General features: G+C 73.1%; 24 protein-coding genes. 20 read left to right on the forward strand and 4 right to left on the reverse strand.

Annotation, left to right across the window (positions count from 1 at the left end; all coding sequences use genetic code 11):
* Nucleotides 1-146 precede the first annotated feature (146 nt).
* The 13 genes from V9U70_RS10985 to V9U70_RS11045 all read left to right on the forward strand — a co-directional run bounded on the left by V9U70_RS10985 (nt 147) and on the right by V9U70_RS11045 (nt 15,280).
* On the forward strand, nt 147-1,811 hold the full coding sequence (locus V9U70_RS10985) for a CTP synthase (protein WP_336674325.1): 1,665 nt from the start codon (nt 147-149) through the stop codon (nt 1,809-1,811).
* 83 nt (nt 1,812-1,894) lie between these two features.
* Nucleotides 1,895-2,521: an NUDIX hydrolase gene (locus V9U70_RS10990; protein ID WP_336674326.1), complete on the forward strand. Its 627-nt coding sequence runs from the start codon at nt 1,895-1,897 to the stop codon at nt 2,519-2,521.
* A gap of 189 nt (nt 2,522-2,710) precedes the next feature.
* On the forward strand, nt 2,711-4,843 hold the full coding sequence (locus V9U70_RS10995; RefSeq protein WP_336674327.1) for a tetratricopeptide repeat protein: 2,133 nt from the start codon (nt 2,711-2,713) through the stop codon (nt 4,841-4,843).
* A gap of 144 nt (nt 4,844-4,987) precedes the next feature.
* Nucleotides 4,988-6,103, forward strand: a complete 1,116-nt coding sequence (ald, locus tag V9U70_RS11000) for an alanine dehydrogenase (RefSeq protein ID WP_336674405.1) — start codon at nt 4,988-4,990, stop codon at nt 6,101-6,103.
* A gap of 370 nt (nt 6,104-6,473) precedes the next feature.
* A complete protein-coding gene (locus V9U70_RS11005; protein WP_336674328.1) occupies nt 6,474-7,592 on the forward strand; it encodes a ParA family protein in 1,119 nt (372 codons plus the stop codon).
* The gene (locus tag V9U70_RS11010; RefSeq protein ID WP_336674407.1) at nt 7,589-8,158 is read left to right on the forward strand and encodes a hypothetical protein; all 570 of its coding nucleotides are present in this window, start codon (nt 7,589-7,591) and stop codon (nt 8,156-8,158) included. The genes V9U70_RS11005 and V9U70_RS11010 overlap by 4 nt, the downstream gene beginning before the upstream one ends.
* 129 nt (nt 8,159-8,287) lie before the next feature.
* The gene (locus V9U70_RS11015) at nt 8,288-9,433 is read left to right on the forward strand and encodes a segregation and condensation protein A (RefSeq protein ID WP_336674329.1); all 1,146 of its coding nucleotides are present in this window, start codon (nt 8,288-8,290) and stop codon (nt 9,431-9,433) included.
* Nucleotides 9,430-10,095 carry an SMC-Scp complex subunit ScpB gene (gene scpB / locus V9U70_RS11020; protein ID WP_336674330.1) on the forward strand — a complete coding sequence of 222 codons (666 nt, stop codon included), beginning with the start codon at nt 9,430-9,432 and terminating at the stop codon, nt 10,093-10,095. Before V9U70_RS11015 ends, scpB begins: the two co-directional genes overlap by 4 nt.
* Nucleotides 10,095-11,432, forward strand: a complete 1,338-nt coding sequence (locus V9U70_RS11025) for a pseudouridine synthase (RefSeq protein WP_336674331.1) — start codon at nt 10,095-10,097, stop codon at nt 11,430-11,432. The genes scpB and V9U70_RS11025 overlap by 1 nt, the downstream gene beginning before the upstream one ends.
* Before the next feature lie 243 nt (nt 11,433-11,675).
* Entirely contained in the window at nt 11,676-12,332 is a 657-nt protein-coding gene (pnuC, locus tag V9U70_RS11030; protein ID WP_336674332.1) for a nicotinamide riboside transporter PnuC, read from the forward strand.
* A complete protein-coding gene (locus V9U70_RS11035) occupies nt 12,329-13,408 on the forward strand; it encodes an AAA family ATPase (protein WP_336674333.1) in 1,080 nt (359 codons plus the stop codon). Before pnuC ends, V9U70_RS11035 begins: the two co-directional genes overlap by 4 nt.
* A complete protein-coding gene (locus tag V9U70_RS11040; RefSeq protein ID WP_336674334.1) occupies nt 13,405-14,139 on the forward strand; it encodes an NUDIX hydrolase in 735 nt (244 codons plus the stop codon). The genes V9U70_RS11035 and V9U70_RS11040 overlap by 4 nt, the downstream gene beginning before the upstream one ends.
* 115 nt (nt 14,140-14,254) lie before the next feature.
* Complete coding sequence (locus V9U70_RS11045; protein ID WP_336674335.1) at nt 14,255-15,280, forward strand: ADP-ribosylglycohydrolase family protein; 1,026 nt, start codon at nt 14,255-14,257, stop codon at nt 15,278-15,280.
* Here V9U70_RS11045 and V9U70_RS11050 read toward each other — a convergent pair whose 3' ends face one another.
* Both V9U70_RS11050 and V9U70_RS11055 read right to left on the reverse strand, forming a co-directional pair.
* Nucleotides 15,281-15,418, reverse strand: a complete 138-nt coding sequence (locus tag V9U70_RS11050; RefSeq protein ID WP_419723966.1) for a hypothetical protein — start codon at nt 15,416-15,418, stop codon at nt 15,281-15,283.
* 105 nt (nt 15,419-15,523) lie between these two features.
* Nucleotides 15,524-15,976 carry a Rieske (2Fe-2S) protein gene (locus V9U70_RS11055; RefSeq protein WP_336674336.1) on the reverse strand — a complete coding sequence of 151 codons (453 nt, stop codon included), beginning with the start codon at nt 15,974-15,976 and terminating at the stop codon, nt 15,524-15,526.
* 300 nt (nt 15,977-16,276) lie between these two features.
* On the opposite strand from V9U70_RS11055, the gene aroH reads away from it, so the two are divergent.
* From aroH to der, 5 genes are all read left to right on the forward strand, one after another.
* Entirely contained in the window at nt 16,277-16,639 is a 363-nt protein-coding gene (aroH, locus tag V9U70_RS11060; RefSeq protein ID WP_336674337.1) for a chorismate mutase, read from the forward strand.
* Nucleotides 16,636-17,721: a prephenate dehydrogenase gene (locus tag V9U70_RS11065; protein WP_336674338.1), complete on the forward strand. Its 1,086-nt coding sequence runs from the start codon at nt 16,636-16,638 to the stop codon at nt 17,719-17,721. The genes aroH and V9U70_RS11065 overlap by 4 nt, the downstream gene beginning before the upstream one ends.
* Before the next feature lie 157 nt (nt 17,722-17,878).
* Nucleotides 17,879-18,574: a (d)CMP kinase gene (gene cmk, locus V9U70_RS11070; RefSeq protein ID WP_336674339.1), complete on the forward strand. Its 696-nt coding sequence runs from the start codon at nt 17,879-17,881 to the stop codon at nt 18,572-18,574.
* Nucleotides 18,571-19,245, forward strand: a complete 675-nt coding sequence (locus tag V9U70_RS11075) for a lysophospholipid acyltransferase family protein (protein ID WP_336674340.1) — start codon at nt 18,571-18,573, stop codon at nt 19,243-19,245. The genes cmk and V9U70_RS11075 overlap by 4 nt, the downstream gene beginning before the upstream one ends.
* A 134-nt stretch (nt 19,246-19,379) precedes the next feature.
* A complete protein-coding gene (gene der / locus V9U70_RS11080; protein ID WP_336674341.1) occupies nt 19,380-20,852 on the forward strand; it encodes a ribosome biogenesis GTPase Der in 1,473 nt (490 codons plus the stop codon).
* 90 nt (nt 20,853-20,942) lie between these two features.
* Here the strand turns inward: der and V9U70_RS11085 are convergent, their stop codons facing one another.
* Both V9U70_RS11085 and V9U70_RS11090 read right to left on the reverse strand, forming a co-directional pair.
* Nucleotides 20,943-21,281: a hypothetical protein gene (locus tag V9U70_RS11085; protein ID WP_336674342.1), complete on the reverse strand. Its 339-nt coding sequence runs from the start codon at nt 21,279-21,281 to the stop codon at nt 20,943-20,945.
* A 137-nt stretch (nt 21,282-21,418) separates the two neighbouring features.
* Complete coding sequence (locus V9U70_RS11090; RefSeq protein ID WP_336674343.1) at nt 21,419-22,201, reverse strand: hypothetical protein; 783 nt, start codon at nt 22,199-22,201, stop codon at nt 21,419-21,421.
* A gap of 501 nt (nt 22,202-22,702) precedes the next feature.
* On the opposite strand from V9U70_RS11090, the gene V9U70_RS11095 reads away from it, so the two are divergent.
* Both V9U70_RS11095 and V9U70_RS11100 read left to right on the forward strand, forming a co-directional pair.
* On the forward strand, nt 22,703-23,986 hold the full coding sequence (locus V9U70_RS11095) for a glycosyltransferase family 4 protein (protein WP_336674344.1): 1,284 nt from the start codon (nt 22,703-22,705) through the stop codon (nt 23,984-23,986).
* Nucleotides 23,987-24,437: 451 nt separating this feature from the next.
* Nucleotides 24,438-24,653 (forward strand): I78 family peptidase inhibitor, encoded by a 216-nt coding sequence (locus V9U70_RS11100; protein WP_336674345.1) that lies wholly within the window; start codon nt 24,438-24,440, stop codon nt 24,651-24,653.
* The last annotated feature ends 33 nt before the right edge of the window (nt 24,654-24,686 follow it).

A 24,686-nucleotide genomic window follows, 5' to 3' on the forward strand; every position in this document is an offset into this window, starting at 1 on the left:
CGCTGTTACCCTGGTAGCCCGTGGACCGGTGGTCGTTCGCGAGAGCGGACGAGGCCCCCGAACCCGCAGCGACGGCACCACCGGAATCTCCGGTTCGGCGGCCGGTACGCACCTCACTATCGCGACCACGGGAGCCCCCTTTGGCTATGCAGCCCACATCCACGACGACCAAGCACATCTTCGTCACCGGGGGTGTCGCCTCCTCCCTCGGCAAGGGTCTGACTGCCTCCAGCCTGGGTGCCCTGCTGAAGGCTCGGGGCCTGCGGGTCACCATGCAGAAGCTGGACCCCTACCTCAACGTCGACCCCGGCACGATGAACCCCTTCCAGCACGGTGAGGTGTTCGTCACCAACGACGGCGCCGAGACCGACCTGGACATCGGCCACTACGAGCGCTTCCTCGACGTCGACCTGGACGGTTCCGCCAACGTCACGACCGGCCAGGTCTACTCCCAGGTCATCGCCAAGGAGCGGCGCGGCGAGTACCTGGGCGACACCGTCCAGGTCATCCCGCACATCACCAACGAGATCAAGCACCGCATCCGCCGCATGGCCACCGACGACGTGGACGTCGTCATCACCGAGGTCGGCGGCACGGTCGGCGACATCGAGTCGCTGCCGTTCCTGGAGACCGTCCGCCAGGTCCGTCACGAGGTCGGCCGGGACAACGTCTTCGTCGTGCACATCTCGCTGCTGCCCTACATCGGCCCCTCCGGCGAGCTGAAGACCAAGCCCACCCAGCACTCGGTGGCCGCCCTGCGGAACATCGGCATCCAGCCGGACGCGATCGTGCTGCGCGCCGACCGCGAGGTCCCGACGTCCATCAAGCGCAAGATCTCGCTGATGTGCGACGTCGACGAGGCCGCCGTGGTGGCCTGCCCGGACGCCAAGTCGATCTACGACATCCCCAAGGTGCTGCACACCGAGGGCCTGGACGCCTACGTCGTGCGCAAGCTCGACCTGCCGTTCCGCGACGTCGACTGGACCATCTGGGACGATCTGCTGGACCGGGTCCACAACCCGGACCACGAGGTCGTCGTCGCGCTCGTCGGCAAGTACATCGACCTGCCCGACGCCTACCTCTCGGTCACCGAGGCGATCCGCGCCGGCGGCTTCGCCAACAAGGCCCGGGTCAAGGTCAAGTGGGTCGCGTCCGACGACTGCCGCACCGAGGCCGGCGCCGCCGAGCACCTCGGCGAGGTCGACGCGATCTGCATCCCCGGCGGTTTCGGCGAGCGCGGGGTCGACGGCAAGGTCGGCGCCATCCGCTACGCCCGCCAGAACAAGGTCCCGCTGCTCGGCCTCTGCCTGGGCCTCCAGTGCATCGTGATCGAGGCGGCGCGCAACCTCGCCGGAATCCCCGACGCCAACTCCACCGAGTTCGACGCCGCCACCTCCCACCCCGTCATCTCGACGATGGAGGAGCAGCTCGCCTACGTCGAGGGCGCGGGCGACCTCGGCGGCACCATGCGCCTCGGCCTCTACCCGGCCAAGCTCGCCGAGGGCTCCCTGGTGCGCGAGGCGTACGACGACCAGCCGTACGTGGAGGAGCGCCACCGCCACCGCTACGAGGTCAACAACGCCTACCGCGCGGAGCTGGAGAAGAAGGCCGGACTGGTCTTCTCCGGGACCTCCCCGGACAACAAGCTCGTCGAGTACGTCGAGTACGCGCGCGAGGCGCACCCCTACCTGGTCGCCACGCAGGCGCACCCGGAGCTGCGCTCCCGCCCGACCCGGCCGCACCCGCTCTTCGCGGGACTGGTCAAGGCCGCCGTCGCCCGGCAGGTCGCCGCTCGCGGCGCGGGCGAGTAGCAGCGAGGCATTACGGTTGACCGGGGTACGGGTCCTTCACGGACGCGTACCCCGGTTTTCCGTTTGTTCGTGGGAGGACGTACATGGGTATCCAGGACACGCCCGAGGAGTGGCGGGTCACCGCGACCGCCACCCCCTTCACCGGCAAGAAGACCAGCGTCCGCACCGACGACGTGGTGATGCCCGACGGCAGTGTCGCCCGCCGCGACTACCAGGTCCACCCCGGCTCCGTGGCGGTCCTCGCGCTCGACGACGAGCAGCGGGTCATCGTCCTGCGGCAGTACCGTCACCCGGTGCGCCACAGACTCTGGGAGATCCCGGCCGGGCTGCTCGACATCCCCGGCGAGAACCCGCTGCACGCCGCCCAGCGCGAGCTCTACGAGGAGGCACACGTCAAGGCCGAGGACTGGCGGGTGCTGAGCGACGTCTACACCACGCCGGGCGGCTGCGACGAGGCCGTGCGCATCTTCCTCGCCCGGGACCTCTCCGAGGTCGAGGGCGAGCGCTACGCGGTCGCGGAGGAGGAGGCCGACATGGAGCACGCCCGGGTGCCGCTGCCCGAGCTGGTCCGCTCGGTGCTGGCGGGAGACCTGCACAACAACTGCCTGGTCGTCGGGGCCCTCGCCCTCACCGCCGTGCTGGCGGGCGAGGGCGTCGACTCGCTCCGTCCCGCAGAGGCGCCCTGGCCGGCCCGGCCCTTCGAGGCCTGACGGGCCGTCTGCCGCCGGTACTCTCGCCGTCTCCGGTCGGACAATCATCAGAAATGCTGATCCGATCGGGGGATGTTCTCCGGTGGCCCGCCGCGCTCCGCAGTGATCGTCATCACCGCTGAACTACGCTCGAAAGGCCCGCACCGGAGTCCCGGCGGGCACCGCGTGCAGCGAAGTGGAGCGTGGCTCGTGACCGATCAGGCGGTGGACACCAGCGGCCCGGCCGAAGCTGCGGGGACCCAGGAGTCGCCTGGCGCCGCCCCGCCCCGACTCCTCGGCCGAGAACGCGAGTTGAAGGCCCTGCGGGGAGACATCGCACGCGCGGGCCTGGACACCCTGGCCGGCCGCAAGACGCCCCGCGCCCGCATCCTGCTCATCGCCGGCCGCCCCGGGGCGGGCCGCAGCGCACTGGCGGAGGAGCTGGCCGGGGCCCTCGCCGGGACCGGCGGCGCCAGGGACTCCTCCGCCGGCACGGGGGTGCTGCCGTGGGCCGCCGCCGGCACGGGCTCCGGCGACTACCCCGACGGCGTGCTCCGGGTCGGCCTCACCGACCCCGGCGGCGCACCCGTCCCCACCGAGCGCACCGCGGGCGAGATCCTCGGGCTGCTCGGCAGGGCGGTCCCGCCCGGCGCGGACGAGGACGAACTGTCCGAGATGGTCCGCGAGGCCCTGGCCGTACGCCGTCTCGTCCTCCTGCTGGACGACGCGGCCGACGCCGAACAGGTCGACCCGCTGCTTCCGGAGAACCCGGACTGCCTGGTGGTCGCCACCTCCACCGGGCCGCTGACCGGCATCCCCGGCGTACGGCCCTGCACCCTGGGCGGGCTGGAGACGGGTGCGGCCGTGCGGCTGCTCTCCCGCGCCATCGGGCAGGTCCGCATCACCGTCGACCCCCGTACCGCGGAGACGCTGGCCGAGGAGTGCGGGGGCCAGCCCGCGGCGCTCGTGCTGATCGGGGGCTGGCTCGCCGCCCACCCGATGGCCTCGGTCGCCGACGCCGCCAAGCGACTGCACGAACTGCCAGAGGCCCCGGAGCGGCAGCCCCTCGGAGCCCGCCCGCTGGCCCGTGCCTTCCGTCTCGTCCACGACTCGCTGCCGCAGACCGCCGCCCGGATGCTGCGCCTGCTGGCCCTCGCGCCCGCCGGGCTCGCCGACGCCCACACGGCCTCCGCGCTCGCCGGCTGCTCCGTCTCCGCCGCCCGGTCGGCGCTGGAGGACTTCGTCCGGCGCGGACTGCTGCGGACCGACGGCGCCGTGCACCCCCAGTACGCGGTGCCGGGCTGCCTCGCCCCGCTCCTGCGGCAGCTGCTGGAGGAGCTGGACCGGCCCGGGGAGGTCCAGCTCGCCCGCGCCCGGATGCTGGAGCGCACCGTGCGCCGCCTTCAGTCCTGCCGCGCGGTCACCGAACCGGAGGGCTCCGCCGCCCGCCGCAAGCTCGCCGGGCTGCCCCGCTCGCTGCGCTTCCCGAACGCGGTGGAGGCGGGCGCGTGGCTGCGCGTCCGCCAGCCCGCGCTGCTCGCCTCCGCCCGGCTCGCGGTGGCGGACGGCGAGCTCGACACCCTGGCCCGGCGGCTGGTGGCGGCCCTGGTGCGGGCCCTGGCCGCGCACCGGGGGACGGAGGAGGCCGCTCCCGAGCTCTACGGGCTGCACCGGTTGGTCCTGGACGTGGCGCAGCGCCGGAACCTGCCGCGCGAACAGGCGGCCGCCCTGCTGAACCTCGCCGACCTCGACGCCCGTACCGGCCGCACCCACGACGCGCTGACCCGCTACCGGGCCGCGCTGGACGCCGGAAGGGCGGCGAAGGACCTGTACGCCACCGGCCGCGCGATGGAATCCGTGGGCGGGGCCTACGAGGAGCTGGGCGACTTCCACCGGGCCGCCGACTGGTACGGCAGGGCGCTCGCCCAGCGGCTGACCCAGGGGGAGCAGGCGGACGAGGCCCGGCTCTACGGGCGGCTCGGAGCCGTTCACACGTACGCCGGACGGTACGGCGAGGCGCTGCGCCACTGGCGCGCCGCCGCGGCGGGCCATCGCAGGCTCGGCGATCCGGCGGCGCGGGCGCGGGCGCTCAGCGAGGCGGCCCGGGTGCAGGAGTACGCCGGGCGGCCGCACGACTCGTTGCGGACCTGCCGGGAGGCGGCCGAGCTGGCCCGGCGCGCGGGCGATGTGCGGCTCCAGGCGGCGCTGCAGCTCCGGTTGGCGGACACGCTGGACCGGCTCGGGGACCCTGCGGCGGCCCGGCTGCACCGGGGTGCCGCCGACAGATTGCTGGGCGAGGAGGGTTCTACCTACGAAATCCGTAGTGCTGCGACAGAAAGTTAATGCTTTGTAAGGCTAGACAGCGCGAAGTCCTTCATTAGACTGGCTCTGCCGCGTTCCTCCGTGGCGTCTCCATTTATGCTGTATGTGTCCGGGTATGCGCTGATGCACCCCGGATGCCCCTCTGAGCCAAGGACCGTGATCGACGTGAAGGTCGGCATCCCCCGCGAAGTCAAGAACAACGAGTTCCGGGTGGCGATCACCCCCGCCGGAGTGCATGAGCTCGTCCGTCACGGCCACCAGGTGGTCATCGAGCAGAACGCCGGCGGGGGCTCGTCCATCACGGACGAGGAGTACGTCGCCGCCGGTGCGCAGATCCTGGCCACCGCCGACGAGGTCTGGGCCGCCGCCGATCTGCTCCTGAAGGTCAAGGAGCCCGTGGCCGAGGAGTACCACCGCCTCCGCAAGGGCCAGACGCTCTTCACCTACCTGCACCTGGCCGCCTCGCGCGAGTGCACCGACGCGCTGCTGGCCTCCGGTACCACCGCCATCGCCTACGAGACGGTCGAGACCGCGAACCGCGCCCTTCCGCTGCTCGCCCCGATGTCCGAGGTCGCGGGCCGCCTGGCTCCGCAGGTCGGCGCCTACCACCTGATGCGCTCGGCCGGCGGCCGGGGCGTGCTGCCCGGCGGCGTCCCCGGCACGGCGGCGGGCCGGGCCGTCGTCATCGGCGGCGGTGTCTCCGGCTGGAACGCCACGCAGATCGCCGTCGGCCTCGGCTTCCACGTCACGCTGCTCGACCGCGACGTCAACAAGCTGCGCGAGGCCGACCGGATCTTCGGCACGCAGGTGCAGACCGTCGTCTCCAACGCCTTCGAGCTGGAGAAGGCCGTCGTCGAGGCCGACCTCGTCGTCGGCGCCGTGCTGATCCCCGGGGCCAAGGCTCCGAAGCTGGTCACCAACGAGCTCGTAGCCAAGATGAAGCCCGGAAGTGTTCTTGTCGACATCGCGATCGACCAGGGCGGCTGCTTCGAGGACTCGCACGCGACGACCCACGCCGAGCCGACCTTCCGGGTCCACGACTCCGTCTTCTACTGCGTCGCGAACATGCCCGGCGCGGTGCCGAACACCTCCACCTACGCGCTCACCAACGCCACGCTGCCCTACATCGTGGAGCTTGCGAACCGCGGCTGGGCGGACGCCCTGCGCCGTGACGCCGCTCTGGCCAAGGGCCTCAACACCCATGAGGGCCAGGTGGTTTACCGCGAGGTGGCCGAGGCGCACGGCCTGGCGCACGTCGAGCTGAGCGCCCTGCTCGGCTGACGGGCCCACCCCTTCGCGTCAACACCGCGCGTCCGGCCGGACCTTGCCGAGCAAGGTCCGGCCGGACGCGTGTCGGGTCCGTCGAGGCCCTCGCGCGACTCGCGCCGAAGGTAGCCGTTTACCCGTTTCGTGCGGCGGTGAAATGTGCGGCTTGGACGCTGTGCACCCTTGACAGCGAGGTGTTCGATTGCCGACACATCGGGCCGGGTCCGGCGGATTGTGTTGCTGCGGACCGGTGACACGCCATAGAGTCGCCCATCGTCGGCATGGTGCCACGCTGACCTATCGATAAAGTTTCCTGGTCACATCCAAGGAGGTAAGACGACTTGTGAATAAGTCGACAATTACTCCTGGGGGTGGTCAACCAGGGATGCCCGCACGGGGTCTGAGCCCGATCGGGCTCGAAGCTGTCGGCTCCGTCGCTGTCCGCACCTTCGCCACCCAACAGCACATGACGACAGCCCCCCAGACGATGGACGGCCCACACGTGAACGCCACGGCCGGCAACGAGAGCAGCCGGGACACCGACCGCTTCGCCGACTTCGCCGAGGTGCCCGAGGGGCACTTCTACGACCCCGATGCCGAGTACGAGCCCGATCCGGAGTACGCGGCCACCCTCGCGCCCGACGCGGCGCGTCAGCGCCGCGAGCGCATCGGCCCCACCGGGCGGCCCCTGCCGTACTTCCCCATCCCGGGCCCCCTGTCCGACCACGGGCCCGCGAAGATCATCGCGATGTGCAACCAGAAGGGCGGCGTCGGCAAGACCACGTCGACCATCAACCTGGGCGCGGCGCTCGCGGAGTACGGGCGCCGTGTCCTGCTCGTCGACTTCGACCCGCAGGGCGCCCTCTCGGTCGGCCTCGGGGTCAACCCGATGGAGCTCGACCTCACCGTCTACAACCTGCTCATGGAGCGGGGCATGGCGGCCGACGACGTCCTGCTGAAGACCGCCGTCCCCAACATGGACCTGCTGCCCAGCAACATCGACCTCTCCGCGGCCGAGGTGCAGCTGGTCAGCGAGGTGGCCCGCGAGTCCACCCTCCAGCGCGCCCTGAAACCGCTGCTGGCCGACTACGACTACATCGTGATCGACTGTCAGCCCTCGCTGGGCCTGCTCACCGTGAACGCCCTGACCGCCGCTCACAAGGTCATAGTGCCGCTGGAGTGCGAGTTCTTCGCGCTGCGCGGGGTGGCCCTGCTCACCGAGACCATCGAGAAGGTCCAGGAGCGGCTCAACCCGGAGCTGGAGCTCGACGGCATCCTCGCCACCATGTACGACTCCCGCACGGTGCACAGCCGCGAGGTCCTGGCGCGCGTCGTCGAGGCCTTCGACGATCACGTCTACCACACCGTCATCGGGCGCACGGTCCGCTTCCCGGAGACCACGGTCGCCGGTGAGCCCATCACCACGTACGCCTCCAACTCGGTCGGCGCCGCCGCCTATCGCCAGCTCGCCAGGGAGGTGCTCGCCCGGTGTCACGCCGAGTGAGTCTGCCGGGGGCCGACGAACTGTTCCGCACCACCGGAGGCGGAATGGGCCTCCAGCCGTCCTCACCGGCGGAGCGGCGGCGCAAGGCGAACGAGGCACGGGTGCCCGCGCCCGCCGGCGAGAGCGACCCGTCCGGCCAGGCCCCGGGCGTCGGCGGCGACCGGAACGCCGGCCGCCAGGAGCACGCCGTGGCCGACGGCGGCGAAGCGCGCGGCGCGGAGGGCAGCCGTTCCGCGGCGCCCGCCAAGACCCCCTCCGGTGAGCGCCCCGCGCCGCCGTCCGGCCCCGCGGAGCAGCCACCGGCCGTCCAGCAGCAGCGCAGACGCGGCGGGCGCGGCGCCAACCGCCGCCCCAGCGGCCGGGAGCGCCACGACGAGAAGATCACGGTCTACGTCTCCGCGGAGGAGCTGATGGACCTCGAACACGCCCGGCTCGTCCTGCGCGGTGAACACGGCCTCGCCGTCGACCGCGGACGCATCGTCCGTGAGGCGGTGGCGGTGGTCCTGGCCGACCTGGAGTCCCGGGGCGACGCGAGCATCCTCGTACGGCGGCTGCGCGGCCGCTGACCGGCACGGCGCGGGTAGCCTGCCCCGCAGGGCCCAGCGGCCGGCGGCGCCCGGCCCGCGGCGGTCGCCGCGCCTTCGCCGACCGCGCGCGGGCCCCCGCCGCCCGCCTCCGCCCACCCCTGGACCGCCATGCCGACGACCGACGAACCAGCCGGCCCGCGCCGACGCGCGCCGGGCCGCGGAGCGGGCCTCGCCCTGCCGGCCGAACCGGACGCGCCGCCGGAGCCCGCCCCCCAGTCGGAGGGCGGGCCCGCACCGGGGCCCGTGCCGGACCGGGCGGGACCGCCGGAGCGCGTACGGGGCGCGGCGTACGCGGCGCGGTCCGCGCCCCCCACGTCCGCGGAGCAGACTGCCGAAGCCGAAGCCGAAGCCGAAGCCGAAGCCGAAGCCGAAGCCGAAGCCGAAGCCGAAGCCGACGGGGGCGGGGGCGGGGGCGGCGCGGCCGAGGCGGGCGGCGGCAAGCGGTTCACCGTGCGGCTGGTGAACTTCGAAGGCCCCTTCGACCTGCTCCTCCAGTTGATCACCCAGCACAAGCTGGATGTGACGGAGGTCGCCCTCTCGAAGGTCACCGACGAGTTCATGACGTACATCCGCGCCATGGGCCCCGATGGCGACCTCGACCAGACCACCGAGTTCCTCGTCGTCGCCGCCACCCTGCTCGACCTCAAGACGGCCCGGTTGCTGCCCGCCGCGGAGGTGGAGGACGAGGCGGACCTCGCGCTCCTGGAGGCGCGGGACCTGCTCTTCGCGCGACTGCTCCAGTACCGGGCGTACAAGCGGATCGCCGAGATCTTCAGCGACCGCCTGGAGGCCGAGGCCCACCGCCGCCCCCGTAGCGGCGGGCTGGAGGACCACCACGCCGAACTCCTGCCCGAGGTCGTCATCAGCATCGGACCCGAGGACTTCGCGAAGCTCGCGGTGAAGGCCATGCGGCCGAAGCCGGAGCCCCGGGTGTACGTCGACCACATCCACGCCCCGTTGGTCAGCGTCCGGGAGCAGGCGGGGATCGTGGTGGAGCGGTTGCGCGCGGCGGGGGAGGCGGTGAGCTTCCGTGCGCTGACCGAGGACGCGCCGGACACCCTCACCGTGGTCGCCCGCTTCCTCGCCCTTCTGGAGCTGTACCGGGACAGGGCCGTCACCCTCGACCAGGACGAGGCGCTGGGCGACCTGCTGGTCGCCTGGTGCGGCGGGGCGGGCCCGGAGCCGACGGTGACGGACGAGTTCGACCAGGAGGCCGGCGCGCCGGCGCGGGAGCAGGAGGACGTACGACGATGAGCGAGCAGCCAGCCGGCCGCACGGGCGGACCGGACGACGGCGCGGTCGCCGCGCTCGACCTGAAGCCCGCCCTGGAGGCGGTTCTCATGGTCGTCGACGAGCCCGCCACCGTCGACCAGCTGGCCAAGGTGCTCCAGCGGCCCGGCCGGGCCGTCGCGGACGCGCTGCGGGAGCTGGCCGACGAGTACACCGTGCAGAGAAGAGGTTTCGAGCTGCGCCTCGTCGCGGGCGGCTGGCGCTTCTACAGCCGCCCGCAGTACGCGGCCGCCGTGGAGGGCTTCGCCCTGGACGGCCGGCACGCCCGGCTCACCCAGGCCGCGTTGGAGACCCTGGCGGTCGTCGCCTACCGGCAGCCGGTGAGCCGATCGAGGGTCTCGGCGGTGCGCGGGGTGAACTGCGACGGCGTCATGCGGACCCTGCTCCAGAGGGGCCTGGTGGCGGAGGCGGGCGCGGAACGTGAAACAGGTGCGATCCTGTACAGGACGACGAACTACTTTCTGGAGCGTATGGGCCTGCGAGGCCTGGACGAGCTCCCGGAGCTCGCGCCCTTCCTCCCGGAGGCGGACGCGATCGAGGCTGAGACGCTAGAGGGTGTGCCGTCGTTCGATCCGGACGCACCGGACACCCCGGATACTCACGCAGACGACAAGACGGAATTTTGATGCGAAGCAGTGGCAGGAACAGCGGAAGCGGCAGCGGCGGTCGGAGCAGCGGCGGCGGCGACCGGAACCCCCGGAGCGGCCAGGGCGCGAGCGGTGGCGGCCGCAGCGGCGGCGGGCCCTCCCCCCGCCAGGGTCAGGGCGGCGGTCAGGGCGGCCGCCCCGGCGCCCGTGGCGGCGGCCAGGGCGGACGGCCCGGAGCACAGGGCGGGCGGCCCTCCGGTCAGGGCGGACGGCCCGGAGCACAGGGCGGGCGGCCCTCCGGTCAGGGCGGCCGACCGGGCCCCCAGGACGGGCGTGCGAGCTATCGGGACGGGCGTGACGAGGAGAAGCGCCTCCGGCGTCCCCGCCCGGAGGAGCGCCGCTATGACGTGGGCAACGACGCTCCCGGCGCGCGAGCCGAGCAGGAGGGCCCCCGCAAGGGCCGCGGAGCTGCGGCCCGCGGCGGAGCCAAGGGCGGCCCGAAGCCCGCACAGGGCGGCGGCCGCAGCGGCGGTTTCCGTCGCGCCGCCGCCTCGCGCCCCCGTGAGCTGGACGCCAAGATCGAGCAGCGCAACCGTGACCGGTACGCGAACAAGCCCGAGATCAACATCCCCAGGACCCACCCCGGAGCCGAGCAGGAGGGCGAGCGGCTGCAGAAGGTCCTCGCCCGGGCGGGCATGGGCTCGCGCCGGGCGTGCGAGGAGCTGATCGAGCAGTCCCGCGTCGAGGTGAACGGCGAGATCGTCGTCGAGCAGGGCAAGCGCGTCGACGTGCACCAGGACGAGATCAAGGTCGACGGTCTGACCGTCGCCGCCCAGTCCTTCCTGTTCTTCGCCCTGAACAAGCCCGCGGGCGTCGTCTCCTCGATGGAGGACCCGGACGGCCGCCAGTGCCTCGGCGACTACGTGACCAACCGCGAGACGCGGCTGTTCCACGTCGGCCGGCTGGACACCGAGACCGAGGGCATCATCATGCTCACCAACCACGGTGAGCTGGCCCACCGCCTCACGCACCCGAAGTACGGCGTCAAGAAGACCTACCTGGCCGCCATCCAGGGCCCGCTCCCGCGCGACCTCGGCAAGCGGCTCAAGGACGGCATCCAGCTGGAGGACGGCTACGCCCGCGCCGACCACTTCCGCGTCGTCGAGAACACCGGCAAGAACTACCTCGTCGAGGTGACCCTCCACGAGGGCCGCAAGCACATCGTGCGCCGGATGCTGGCCGAGGCGGGATTCCCGGTCGAGCGCCTCGTGCGGACGTCCTTCGGGCCGATCCCGCTGGGCGACCAGAAATCCGGCTGGCTGCGCCGCCTCACCAACACCGAGGTGGGCATGCTGATGCGCGAGGTCGGTCTCTAGCGCCGCGCCGGGCCAGGGCCTGCCGAGAGGGCCGCTAGGCATGTCCGGCGGATCAGAGCCGGGTCCGCGACGCCTGGTGAGGCCTGCCCGGCCCTGATCCGCCGGGCACCTCCTAGCCGCACCTGCCGCCGGGCGAAGGCCCGCGGCCGGCGTCCGTTCGACCGAGGGAACGGATGCCGGCCGCGGGCCTTTCGCGTCGCCCGTCCACCCTTTATAGTCGTGGTGACTATAAAGGAGGCGGGCGTGAGCCTCGCGGACCTGCTCGATCTTCTGCAACGGCCGCTGGTGACGATCCTGGACACCCCGGTCAGCTGGACCGAGGTGCTCGGCTTCGGCAGCGGTGCGCTGTGCGTCTGGCTCGTGGCCCGCCAGCACCTCGCCAACTGGCCCATCGGCATCGCCAACAACGTCTTCTTCATCCTGCTGTTCGCCCAGTCCGGCCTGTACGCCGACGCCGGCCTCCAGCTCGTCTTCATCACCCTCGCCGCCTACGGCTGGTGGACCTGGACCCACGGGGGTGGACCAGGGACCCCGGTGCTGCCGGTGCGCAGAACCACGCGCGCCGAATGGACCTGGCTGCTCGCGGCGGGGGTGGTGGGCACCCTCTCGATCACTCTGCTGCTGTCCCGGGCCACCGACTCCACCGTCCCGTTCTGGGACGCGCTGACGACGTCCCTCTCCCTGATGGCGACGTACGGCCAGTGCAGGAAACGGCTGGAGTCCTGGTGGCTGTGGATCGCCGCGGACGTGATCTACATCCCGCTGTACGCCCACAAGGGGCTGTATCTGACCTCGTTGCTGTACGCGGGGTTCCTCGCGCTCTGCCTCGTCGGCCTGCGCAACTGGAGCCGCGATCCGGCCGCACGCGCCGCACGGCCGCTCGAAGCGGCCGCGGCATGAGGCGCTACGGGCACGGCCTGGTCCTCGGCAAGTTCTACCCGCCGCACGCCGGCCACCACCACCTCGTCCGGACCGCTCGGGACCGCTGCGAACGACTGACCGTCCTGGTCTGCGCCGCCTCCGTGGAGTCCGTCCCGCTCGCCGACCGGGTCGCCTGGATGCGCGAGATCCACCCGGACGTCACGGTGGTGGGCGCGGTCGACGACACGCACATGGACGTGCACGACCCGGCGGTCTGGGACGCGCACATGGCGGTGTTCACCGCGGCCGTGCCCGAGCGGGTGGACGCGGTCTTCACCTCCGAGGCGTACGGCCGGGAACTGGGCCGCCGCTTCGGCGCGCACTCCGTGCTCGTCGACCCCGACCGCGCCCTCTTCCCGGTGTCCGGCACCGCCGTGCGCGAGGACCCGGTCTGCTGCTGGGACTTCCTCCGACCGCCGGTGAGGGCCGCCCTCACCCGCCGCGTCGTCGTCCTCGGAGCGGAGTCCACCGGCACCACCACCCTCGCGCGGGCGCTCACCGACCACTACCGCGCACGCGGCGGCGTATGGGCGCGCACCCAGTACGTCGCCGAGTACGGGCGCGAGTACAGCGAGCACAAGCTGGCCGCCCTGCGCGAGCGGTGGCCCGGCGCCGCCTGGGAGGACGTCACCTTCGCCACCGACGACTTCCCCGCCGTCGCCACGGCCCAGAACGACCGGGAGGAGGCCGCCGCCCGCCTCGGCTCCCCGGTGCTCTTCTGCGACACGGACTCCTTCGCCACCACCGTCTGGCACGAGCGGTACGTCGGCGGCCGCAACCCGCTCGTCGAGGAGATCGCCGACCGGACCGCGCACTGCCTGTGGCTGCTCACCGACCACGAGGGCGTTCCGTTCGAGGACGACGGACTGCGCGACGGCGAGGAGTTGCGGCCCTGGATGACCGAGCGGTTCCGTACCGGACTCGCTCGGACCGGAAGACGGTTCGTCGAGGTCACCGGACCGCCGCAGGACCGGCTCGCCACCGCCGTCGACGCCGTCGACGCCCTCCTCGCCGCCGGCTGGGACTTCGCCGCCCCCCTCCCGGAGAGACGATGAGCACTCCCGTGCCCGAGGGCTACGACCCGTACGCCTTCGCCCCGTTCGCCGTCACCGTCGACCTCGCGGTCTTCACCGTCCGCGGGGCCCGGCTGCATGTGCTGCTCGTCGAACGCGGCCAGGAGCCGTTCGCCGGGCGCTGGGCCCTGCCTGGCGGGTTCCTCCTGCCGAGCGAGTCCGCCGAGGACGCGGCCCGCCGCGAGCTCGCCGAGGAGACCGGCCTCGGACCGGCTGCCGTCGACGCCCTCCACCTCGAACAGCTGCGCACCTACACCGACCCGGACCGCGACCCGAGGATGCGGGTCGTGTCCGTCGCGTACGCCGCTCTCCTGCCGGACCTGCCCGAACCGCGCGGCGGCGGGGACGCGGCCAGCGCCCGGTGGTGGGACGCGACCCGCGTCCAACCGCTCGCCTTCGACCACGACCGCATCCTCGCCGACGCCCACGACCGGATCGGCGCCAAGCTCGAATACACCTGCCTCGCCACCGCGTTCTGCCCCGCCGAGTTCACCCTTGGAGAGCTCCAGCAGGTCTACGAGACCGTGTGGGGCGTCGAGCTCGACCGCCCCAACTTCCGGCGCAAGGTCCTCAGCGCGCCGGGCTTCGTCCAAGCCGTCGAGGGCCGGCCGCGCAGGACCGGCGGGCGGGGGAAGCCGGCCGCGCTCCACCGGGCAGGCGACGCCACGGTCCTGCACCCGCCGCTCCTGCGCCCGCCCCACCCCACTTCCTAGACCCGGCCCCGCGCCACCGCCGCCCCCGGCCCGCAGCCGCCGTCGCCCGGGGCTCCGCCCCGCCGTCCCGCGCTCCCCGCCACGCTGCTCCCCGCCTCGGAAGGACGAGACACCGATGACGACGACGACCCCGCCCCGGACCAAGCAAGCGGCCACCGGCGTGCTGACCGGGCTCGCGCTCGGCGACGCACTCGGCTTTCCCACCGAGTTCGACGACGTCCCCTCGATCCTCGCCACACGCGGCCCCTGGCGGCAGATGGAGCTGCCGACGCCCGCGTTCGTCACCGACGACACCCAGATGACGATCGCGCTGGGCAGGGGCCTTCGCACCGCCATGGACGGCGGGCCGCTGACCCCCGAGCGGCTGGTGGGCCCGGTCCGCCGGGAGTTCGTCGCCTGGTACCACTCGCCCGACAACAACCGCGCCCCCGGCCGCACCTGCCTCCAGGCGTGCGAGCTGCTGGACGGGGACCGGGCCTGGCAGGAGGCCAGCCGGACGGCTTCCAAGGGCTGCGGCGCCAACATGCGCGTCGCCCCCCTCGGCCTCGTCCCCCGACTCGGCGACGAACAGCGCGCCGGAGCCGCCCAGCTCCAGGCGGCCCTCACCCACGGCCACCCCACCGCCCTCGCCGCATCCGACCTGCTGGCCCACGCGGTGTTCCTGCTCGCCGGGGGCGCGGAACCGCTCGGTCTGATCGGCCGACTGCGCAGCTACGCGTACGACAACCGCGGCCGCTACCTCACCCGCTGGCTCGGAGACCTCTGGCGCCGCACGCACCACGCCTCGCCCGAGGCGTTCATCGGCCTGGGCTGGGACGAGTGCCTGACCGCGTTGGCCTCGGTCCAGGACGCCCTGCGCGACCCGTCGCCGGAGACCGACCCGTGCGAGCGGACCGGCGACGGCTGGACCGCGGAGGAGGCCCTCGCCACCGCCCTGCACTGCTTCCTGCTGTTTCCCGACGAGCCCGTGACCGCCCTGCGCCGCGCTGCCTGCACCCGGGGCGACTCCGACTCGATCGCCTGCCTGACCGGGGCGCTCGCCGGAGCCCATCTGGGCGCGGCCGCCTGGCCCCAGGAGTGGTCCGAGCGCATCGAGTACCGCAGCGACCTGCTGTCCCTCGCGGCGCTCTGGGACGCCTGATCACCCCTCCCGGGCCGCATCCCGCGCCGCCGGCGCACGCCCGGTGCGGACCAGCAGGTCCTCCACCGCCGCCCGGCCGGGGCCGGGCGGCGGCGGGGAGCGGGCCGCCGCCTCGTCGCTCACCTCCGGCCAGGCCACCCCGCCCGCCCCACCGACGGCGGGCCGGACCGCGCCTCGCCGGCTCGCCGGCTCGCGGGCCGCGCCGTCCGCGTACTCCCGGGCGCGGCCCGCCCCGCCTCCGGCTCAGACCAGCCGGATCGCGCCGCCCGTGACGCTGATCCGCTCGGAGGGCAGCGGACGGGTCGCCGGGCCGGACTCCACCGCCGCGTCCGTGACGCTGAACCTGCTGCCGTGGCAGGGGCAGTTGATGGTGCCGTCGCTCACCGTCGAGACGAGGCAGCTCGCATGGGTGCAGACGGCGGAGAACGCCTTGAACTCGCCCTCCTGCGGCTGCGTCACCACCACCTTCTGCTCCCTGAACACCGTGCCGCCACCGACCGGGATGTCCTCGGTCCTGGCCAGCTCTGCGCCCGTCTCCCCGCCCTCCTCCGTGTCCTTCGACGCGCTCCGCGACGCGGTCGGCGTGCCGCTGGCGTCGCCTTCGCCTCCGTCGCCGCCGGACGACCCGCAGCCGGCCGCCAGAGCGGCGGCGCCCGCCGCGCCTGCCGCCAGCACCGACCTTCGCCGTGCGTCCATGGGTTCTCCTTCAGGGCCTGGGGATAGCAGGGGACCTGCATCATCGTGGCGGAGAAGGGGCCCCGCGTGAAGCGACCGGGCGGACGGTGAACCCGCCCGAGTGGCGGATGAGACGGTTCCGGCCGAAAAACGGCCGGTGGACGACGCCGCCGACGGGGAGGGCGGCAGACGCCGGTCTCACGGAGGGAGCAGGGTGATCACGGACGCCGAAGCACCTCTAGGCTGAATACCCGCAAAGCGCCCGTGCCACCGCGGACCGGTGGGCGGCGCGAGCGAGCGGCGAAGAGCGAGGAGTACGACGTGGCGGTACGAGCGGTCCGGGGGGCCGTCCAGCTGGAGCGGGACGAGGCCGGGCACATGGCCGGGCGGGTCGGTGAGCTGCTGAGAGCCGTCCTGGAGCGCAACGAGCTCGTGCCCGACGACCTGATCAGCATCTGGTTCACCGCCACCCCCGACCTGCACAGCGACTTCCCGGCCGCCGCTGCCCGCGGCATCGGGATCGCGGACGTCCCGCTCCTCTGCGCCCAGGAGCTGGACGTCGACGGGGCCATGCCCCGCGTCGTCCGTATCCTCGCCCATGTCGAGACCTACCTCGCACGCGCCGAGATCCAGCACGTCTACCTCGGCGCCACCGCCGCCCTGCGCAAGGACATCGCCCAGTGAGAACCGCCCTCGTCATCGGAACCGGGCTCGTCGGCACGTCCGCCGCCCTCGCGCTCGCCGGCCGCGGCGTCCACGTCCACCTCACCGACAACGACGCCGCGTCCGCCCGTACGGCCGCCGCGCTCGGCGCCGGCACGGACGAGCCGCCGAAGGACCGCGTCGATCTGGCGGTCGTCGCCGTACCGCCCGCGCACACCGCCTCCGTCCTCGCCGCCGCCATGCGCGACGGGGCGGCCCGCGGCTACCTGGACGTCGCCAGCGTCAAGGGCGGCCCGCGCCGCGAGCTGGAGGCGCTCGGCACCGACCTGTCCTCCTACATCGGCACCCACCCGATGGCCGGCAAGGAACGCTCCGGGCCCCTCGCCGCCACCGCCGACCTCTTCGAGGGCCGGCCCTGGGTGCTCACCCCGACCAGGGACACCGACACCGAGGTCCTCAACCTGGCCCTGGAACTGGTCGCCCTGTGCCGGGCCGTCCCGGTGGTCATGGACGCCGACGCGCACGACCGGGCCGTCGCCCTCGTCTCGCACACCCCGCAGCTGGTCTCCTCCATGGTCGCCGCCCGGCTGGCGGAAGCCGACGAGACGGCCGTACGCCTGTGCGGTCAGGGCATCCGCGACGTCACCCGGATCGCGGCCTCCGACCCCCGGATGTGGATGGAGATCCTCTCCGCCAACCCCGGCCCGGTCGCCGACGTGCTCGCCCGTCTCGCCGCCGATCTGGACGAGACCGTACGGGCCCTGCGCGGCCTGCACTCCGACGAGGAGGAGCGGCGGCGGGCGGGCGCCGGCGCCATCGAGGACGTCCTGCGCCGCGGCAACGCCGGCCGGGTACGGGTGCCCGGCAAGCACGGCGCGGCCCCCGCCGTGTACGAGACCGTCGCCGTCCTGATCGGGGACAGGCCGGGCGAGCTGGCCGCGATCTTCGCCGACGCCGGCCGGGCCGGGGTCAACATCGAGGACGTCCGCATCGAGCACGCCACCGGCCAGCAGGCGGGGCTGGTCCAGCTGATGGTCGAGCCGAGCGCCGCCGCCGCCCTCGGCGCGGCCCTCCAGGAACGGGGCTGGTCGATCCGCGGCTGAGCCGCGGATCGGTGCGACGGACGCCCGCCGCCGGGGGCCTCCCCCCGTGCGGGGGTCCGGCCTCCCCCGTACGGGGTACGAGGCCCCGCCGGGCACTCGGTAACCTGGTACGAGGCCGTTGCGCGGCCTGCCCGTCCCCGCCCCGTGTACCAGGAAGGTGTCCACCACCGTGGAAACCGCAGGCTCCTCCGTGATCGTCGCCATCGACGGGCCCTCGGGCACCGGCAAGTCGAGCACCTCCAAGGCGGTGGCCGCCAAGCTCGGCCTGAGCTACCTGGACACGGGCGCGCAGTACCGGGCCATCACCTGGTGGATGCTGAACAACGGAGTCGACGTCGGCGACCCGGTCGAGATCGCGCACGCGGCCGCCAGGCCCGTGATCGTCTCCGGCACCGACCCCACCGCCCCGACGATCACCGTCGACGGCGAGGACGCCTCCGGCCCGATCCGTACCCAGGAGGTCACCTCCAAGGTCAGCGCCGTCAGCGCGGTCCCCGAGGTGCGGGCGCTCATCACCCGGCTCCAGCGGTCCATCGCCGCCGACGCGACCGGCGGCATCGTCGTCGAGGGCCGGGACATCGGCACCACCGTGCTGCCCGACGCCGATCTCAAGATCTTCCTCACCGCCTCCCCCGAGGCGCGCGCGGCCCGCCGCAGCGGCGAGGTCAAGGGCTCCGACCTCGCCGCCACCCGGGAGGCGCTGATCAAGCGGGACGCCGCCGACTCCGGCCGCGCCACCTCGCCGCTCGCCAAGGCGGACGACGCCATCGAGGTCGACACCACCGAGCTGACCCTCCACCAGGTCATCGAGTGCGTCGTCACCCTGGTCGAGGAGAAGCGGGTCCCCGCGTGAGTCATGCCACAGGCGCGCCCACCCCGCGCGGGGCGGCGGTGGGGCGGACCATCGGCACAGGCCTGATGTACGGGCTGTTCAAGCCCCGGGTCCTCGGCGCGTGGCGCGTCCCCGCCGCCGGACCCGTCATACTCGCGGTGAACCACTCGCACAACATCGACGGGCCGATGCTCATGGGCACCGCGCCCCGGCCGGTGCACTTCCTGATCAAGAAAGAGGCGTTCGTCGGGCCCCTCGGCCCGTTCCTGCACGGGATCGGACAGATCGAGGTGGACCGCACGACCGTCGACCGCGCCGCCATCAGCCACGCCCTCGGCGTGCTGGAGGGCGGCGGCGCCCTCGGCATCTTCCCCGAGGGCACCCGAGGCGAAGGAGACTTCGCCTCGCTGCGGGCCGGACTCGCGTACTTCGCGGTGCGGAGCGGGGCTCGAATCGTGCCCGTCGCCGTTCTGGGAAGCACCGAGTGCCGCGGACGGTTGATACGAGGGCTGCCCCCGTTGCGCAGCCGGGTCGACGTCGTCTTCGGTGACGCGTTCGACGCGAGCGCCGGGGGCGGGCGGCGGACGCGCAAGGCGCTCGACGAGGCGACCCGGCGGATTCAGGCGAAGCTGACCGCCCACCTGGAGAACGCCAGACGCCTCACCGGGCGCCGGGGCCCGTCGCCGGACTGACGTCGGCCGGGTGACGTCCGGCACGCATGCACGCGGCGTCGTCGGCGGCTTGACGACGGATGCTGGGCGAGACTTGAGTAGTGGGCCGCGCTGATCGCGGTTCATCGATGATGATGCAAAGAGGAACGGACTTCATGGACGACCAGATTCACTCCGACGGCTCGGGCCACGAGCACGGAGCACTTGGCGATGCCGAGTTCGCGGAGTTCATGGAGCTCGCCGCGCAGGAAGGCTTCGATCCCGAGGAGGTCGAGGGCGCCCTCGGCGAGGCCGGTCACGGCCCGCTGCCCGTGCTCGCCGTCGTCGGCCGCCCCAATGTCGGCAAGTCGACCCTGGTGAACCGGATCATCGGCCGCCGCGAGGCCGTCGTGCAGGACAAGCCCGGGGTCACCCGCGACCGCGTCAGCTACGAGGCCGAATGGGCCGGGCGCCGCTTCAAGGTCGTCGACACCGGCGGCTGGGAGCAGGACGTACTGGGCCTCGACGCCTCCGTCGCCGCCCAGGCGGAGTACGCCATCGAGACGGCCGACGCGGTCGTCTTCGTCGTCGACTCGACCGTCGGCGCCACCGACACCGACGAGGCCGTCGTCAAGCTGCTGCGCCGAGCCGGCAAACCCGTGGTGCTCTGCGCCAACAAGGTCGACGGCCAGAGCGGCGAGGCGGACGCCACCGCCCTGTGGTCGCTGGGCCTCGGCGAGCCCTACCCGGTCTCCTCGCTGCACGGCCGTGGCACCGGCGACATGCTGGACGCGGTTCTGGAGGCCCTCCCGGACGCCCCGGCGCAGAGCTTCGGCAACGGTGTGCTCGGCGGTCCCCGCCGCATCGCGCTGATCGGCCGTCCCAACGTCGGCAAGTCCTCCCTGCTGAACAAGGTCGCGGGCGAGGACCGGGTCGTCGTCAACGAGCAGGCCGGCACCACCCGGGACCCGGTCGACGAGCTGATCAAGCTCGGCGGCATCACCTGGAAGTTCATCGACACGGCCGGCATCCGCCGCCGCGTCCACCTCCAGGAGGGCGCGGACTACTACGCCTCGCTGCGCACCGCCGCCGCCGTGGAGAAGGCGGAGGTCGCCGTCGTCCTGATCGACTCCAGCGAGTCCATCAGCGTCCAGGACCAGCGCATCATCACCATGGCCGTGGAGGCCGGCCGCGCACTCGTCGTGGCGTTCAACAAGTGGGACACCCTCGACGAGGAGCGCCGCTACTACCTGGAGCGCGAGATCGAGACGGAGCTCGCGCAGATCTCGTGGGCACCGCGCGTCAACGTCTCCGCCCTCACCGGGCGCCATATGGAGAAGCTGGTCCCGGCGATCGAGACCGCGATCGAGGGCTGGGAGACCCGGGTCCCCACCGGCCGGCTGAACGCCTTCCTCGGCGAGATCGTCGCCTCGCACCCGCACCCGGTCCGCGGCGGCAAACAGCCGCGCATTCTCTTCGGCACCCAGGCGGGCACCAAGCCGCCGCGCTTCGTGCTCTTCGCCTCCGGCTTCCTGGAGCACGGCTACCGCCGCTTCGTCGAGCGTCGGCTGCGCGAGGAGTTCGGGTTCGAGGGCACCCCGATCCACATCTCCGTCCGGGTCCGCGAGAAGCGCGGCCGCAACAAGTAGCACCGTCGCACGCCCCGGCGATGCGACACCCACGACGGAGCCCCGGGCCCCTCGCGAGAAGCGAGGGGCCCGGGGCTCCGTCGTGGTGTCTCAGGACTCCCGCGAGCCGGGCGGCAGCGCCGCGGGCCTGGGGCGGCCCGCGTGTCGTCCCACACGCTGCCAGGAGCCGAGGCCCCCGGTGGGCTGGCTCTGCTGGTCGCCGTGCCTGCTGCTCTGGGGCCCGTGTCCGCCGTGCGCGGAAGGGGCCGGGTGGCCGCTCAGCGGGGACCGGGAGGCGAAGAGCCCCATGCCGAAGGCCGCGAAGCCCAGATTCTCCTCGCCGCTCCGATCGCCCGGCAACGCCCGGAACGAGCGCCGGTACTCGGAGTACAGCGCGTCGTAGATCGGGGTGGGGGAGACGCCCCTCGACGGGTCCTGCGAAGGACGCATGCCGGGGATCTGACTCTGGTTATGGCGGGAGGAGTCGTATGAGTGCACGTAGGTGCCAACGACCCCACTGCCCGTCGGATGCGGCCCCGGCGGGGAAAACGCTGTTCGGCGGGGGCGCCCGGGGCGGGGGCGCATGATCAGGTCCCGGCCAGCGGCATCGACGCGGCGACCAGGAGGCCGTTGACCGCGGCCTTCTCCAGGGCGTCCCGCAGCAGGTCCTCACGCGGCTGCTGACCGATGGCGCCGGCCGGGGCGGCGAAGACGAGGACCGTCTGCGACTTGTTGACCGCGGCCCGCCAGCCCTCGGTCACCTGGAGCGGCTGGTGCGCCTGCCACCAGGCGACCGGGTTGCCGCCGCCGGCGCTCGGCTGCAGCACGGCGTGCAGCTGGCCCACCGCCAGCAGCACCGACCAGCCGGGAAGCACCTTTGGCAGTTCGTGCAGATCGGGGGCGGGGCAAAAGCCCTGCTCCAGCAGCAGGGGGAGGAACTCGTCGCCCCCACTGCCGTCGGTGCCCGGCCGGGCGACCGGGCCGGTCGGTTCGACGACGAGGGCCGGGCGGAGATCGTCGTCGATGAGGACGAGCCCGCTGGTGATGCCGAGGACGGCCTGTTCGGGCATGAGCCCCTCCGTGGTCTTGTGCTCGCTGCCGGTGATGCTGCGCACCGCGCCCTGGAGCTGGTCCTCCGAGACCTTGACGACCTGCGAGGGGATGCACGTCGCGTGGGCGAACGCGAGCACGGCGGTCTCGTCGCCGATGAACAGCACCGTGCTGGTGCGTTCCTGATCGGAGTCGCCGGGGGTGCGGCAGGAAGTGCAGTCGTAGCTGCCGGGGGTGTCGTCGCCGACGAGCAGCCGGTCGGCTTCGTCGTCGCCGATCTCGGCGCGTACGTCCTGGCTGACGTCGAGCATGCGCGGCACGGGTGGCTCCTCGAACTCGGTGCGGGGGCCGGGCGGTTCCCGGCTCATGCAGAGACAACGCGGTATCCGCGGCAGGGGTCACGCACCAGGGCGAACGGAGGTGCGTAACCGGCCGACACGTCGGTACGCCGAGGAGTCGACGGAGGCGACCGCGGCCCGCCGCGTGCGTGCGGCTGATCCGCCGGAGGTTTTCCCCGGGCCCGGGCAACCCTCCGGCGTTCTCCCACGTCAAGCTCGAAGGAGACCGTCGGTGAACGCGTGACGGCAGGCGGCCCGCCCTGCGCCGTCGCGGCCCGGCCGGAGCCGAGCCGATCGCCGCCGGACGAGCGCGACGCGGCGGAAGAGGGGCCAAAACCAGCGGGTCGCGGCGATGTGCGGTGAAGGAGGGGGGCAGGCATGGGCCGTCTCCGTCCGCTCCGGCTCCCGTGTCCCGGCCGGAGGTGACGTGCCGGGAAGTACTGTCCCGACAGACCAGTTCGACCAGGGGGAAACGGCGACATCATGCACATTTCTTTTCTTCTTCACAACGCGTACGGAATCGGGGGGACGATCCGCACGACCTTCACGCTGGCCCACACCCTCGCCGAGCAGCACGACGTCGAGATCGTGTCGGTCTTCCGGCATCGGGACGCACCCGCCCTCGGCGCCCCCGAGGGGGTGACATTGCGCCACCTCGTGGACCTGCGCAAGAAGAGCGCGGCCTATGAAGGCGACGCCGCAGAACACGCCCTGCCCGCCAGGGTCTTCCCGCGCGGCGACAGCAGGCACAAGCAGTACAGCAGGCTCACCGACGCCCGGATCGCCGCCCATCTGCGGGGAATCGAGGCGGACGTCGTCGTCGGCACCCGCCCCGGGCTCAACGTGCACCTGAGCCGGCAGATCCGCCGCGGGCCGGTGCGCGTGGGGCAGGAGCACCTGACCCTGGACAGCCACAGCTACCGGCTGCGCCGGGAGATCGCCCACCGCTACACCCTGCTCGACGCGCTGACCACCGTCACCCGCGCCGACGCGGACGACTACCGCAGCAGGCTGCGGCTGCCCGGCGTCCGGATCGAGGCCATCCCCAACGCGGTCCCCGCCCCTGGCTGCCCGCCCGCGGGGGGCGACCTGAAGTGGGTCGTCGCGGCGGGCAGACTGCACCGGGTCAAGCGGTACGACCTGCTGGTGCGGGCCTTCGCCCAGGTGTCCGCCGCCCGCCCCGACTGGCGGTTGCGGATCTACGGCGGCGGGGACGCCACCGGTGACGAACGCGCGGCCCTGCGCTCCCTCATCGAAGAACTCGGACTGCACGACCACGTGCTCCTGATGGGCTCGGCCAACCCGATGGAGGCCGAGTGGCCCAAGGGGGCGATCGCCGCCGTCACCTCGGACCGGGAGTCCTTCGGCATGACGATCGTCGAGGCGATGCGCGGCGGCCTCCCCGTCGTCGCCACCGACTGCCCGCACGGGCCCGCCGAGATCATCGAGGACGGCGTCGACGGACGCCTGGTGCGGACCGGTGACCACGACGCGATCGCCGCCGCGCTGCTCCAGCTGATCGAGGACGACGAGCTGCGCCACCGGATGGGCCGGGCCGCGCTCGCCGCGTCCGCCCGCTTCGATCCGGCGAGGATCGCGGAGCGCCACGAGAGCCTCTACGCCGAACTCGTCGCCCGGGGTGCGCAGGGCCGCCGGCACGGCGCCCTGCGCACCGCGGTCCACCGGACCCGGGGCAGCGTGCTCGACGGGGCGTACGCCCTGCGCTACAAGGCCGCCGACGTACTCCGTAAGGGAAGGACCGCGTGAGCGCCCCCGACGCGCCCGCCGATTCCGGCGCCTGACGAGTCGGCGGGCCGTACCGGCGACGGGCGCGGGCGGGGTCGGGGGCCTCCCGCGTCCTCGACGAGTCCGGCTCCGGGCGGGAGAGGTGAGGGAACCGTGAGGGAGAACACGGCGGGTTTAAGAGGGCGGGAAATTCCGGTGCCCGGTCATTCGGGCGACGCGGCCCGGACGGGAAAAAGGAGCAGGGCGCCCCGGCGTCTTCGGAACGCTTCCGCTACTCCTGTCCCCCGGCCGGCCCGGGGGCCCGGGAATTGTGCACGACTACCGAGGAAGGCCCCGTTCGGGTGAATGGCCCGGGGTATGCGTGTGTGGGGAATCTGTGACACAAGCGTGACCGCCACGGCACGGGGGGACGCGTTCGGGTCGCGCGGCCCCGGCCTTCCGCCGCGGCCCGCGTCCGCCTACGGTTGAGGGCATGGCATCTCTACCGACCCCTCCGGCACAGCCGGACGACGCCGCCGAGTCGTATGTCGGCCTCCGGGCCGACGCCGCCGAGCAGCAGGCGCGGAGCCGTGGCTGGGACACGGTCCGGGCGGTTCCGCCGGGCGCCTTCCTGACCATGGAGTTCCGGCACGGGCGCATCAATTTCCAGGTCGAGGACGACACGGTGACGCGCTGCTGGGCGGGCTGAAGGGCCGGCCGCGCCGTGCTCCCCGTACGCCGA

Origin of the sequence: Streptomyces pratensis (assembly GCF_037137275.1) — a bacterium.
Lineage (GTDB): Bacteria > Actinomycetota > Actinomycetes > Streptomycetales > Streptomycetaceae > Streptomyces > Streptomyces pratensis_B.

What these genes read in the sequence shown, in the direction of transcription:
- V9U70_RS11015 (WP_336674329.1), top strand. Translation starts at nt 8,288, where the DNA reads ATGCCGACGACCGACGAACCAGCCGGCCCGCGCCGACGCGCGCCGGGC.
- V9U70_RS10985 (WP_336674325.1), top strand. Translation starts at nt 147, where the DNA reads ATGCAGCCCACATCCACGACGACCAAGCACATCTTCGTCACCGGGGGT.
- V9U70_RS11045 (WP_336674335.1), top strand. Translation starts at nt 14,255, where the DNA reads ATGACGACGACGACCCCGCCCCGGACCAAGCAAGCGGCCACCGGCGTG.
- V9U70_RS11005 (WP_336674328.1), top strand. Translation starts at nt 6,474, where the DNA reads ATGCCCGCACGGGGTCTGAGCCCGATCGGGCTCGAAGCTGTCGGCTCC.
- V9U70_RS11025 (WP_336674331.1), top strand. Translation starts at nt 10,095, where the DNA reads ATGCGAAGCAGTGGCAGGAACAGCGGAAGCGGCAGCGGCGGTCGGAGC.
- der (WP_336674341.1), top strand. Translation starts at nt 19,380, where the DNA reads ATGGACGACCAGATTCACTCCGACGGCTCGGGCCACGAGCACGGAGCA.
- V9U70_RS11085 (WP_336674342.1), bottom strand. Translation starts at nt 21,281, where the DNA reads ATGCGTCCTTCGCAGGACCCGTCGAGGGGCGTCTCCCCCACCCCGATC.
- V9U70_RS11095 (WP_336674344.1), top strand. Translation starts at nt 22,703, where the DNA reads ATGCACATTTCTTTTCTTCTTCACAACGCGTACGGAATCGGGGGGACG.
- V9U70_RS11100 (WP_336674345.1), top strand. Translation starts at nt 24,438, where the DNA reads ATGGCATCTCTACCGACCCCTCCGGCACAGCCGGACGACGCCGCCGAG.
- V9U70_RS11035 (WP_336674333.1), top strand. Translation starts at nt 12,329, where the DNA reads ATGAGGCGCTACGGGCACGGCCTGGTCCTCGGCAAGTTCTACCCGCCG.
- V9U70_RS11040 (WP_336674334.1), top strand. Translation starts at nt 13,405, where the DNA reads ATGAGCACTCCCGTGCCCGAGGGCTACGACCCGTACGCCTTCGCCCCG.
- scpB (WP_336674330.1), top strand. Translation starts at nt 9,430, where the DNA reads ATGAGCGAGCAGCCAGCCGGCCGCACGGGCGGACCGGACGACGGCGCG.
- V9U70_RS10990 (WP_336674326.1), top strand. Translation starts at nt 1,895, where the DNA reads ATGGGTATCCAGGACACGCCCGAGGAGTGGCGGGTCACCGCGACCGCC.
- V9U70_RS11055 (WP_336674336.1), bottom strand. Translation starts at nt 15,976, where the DNA reads ATGGACGCACGGCGAAGGTCGGTGCTGGCGGCAGGCGCGGCGGGCGCC.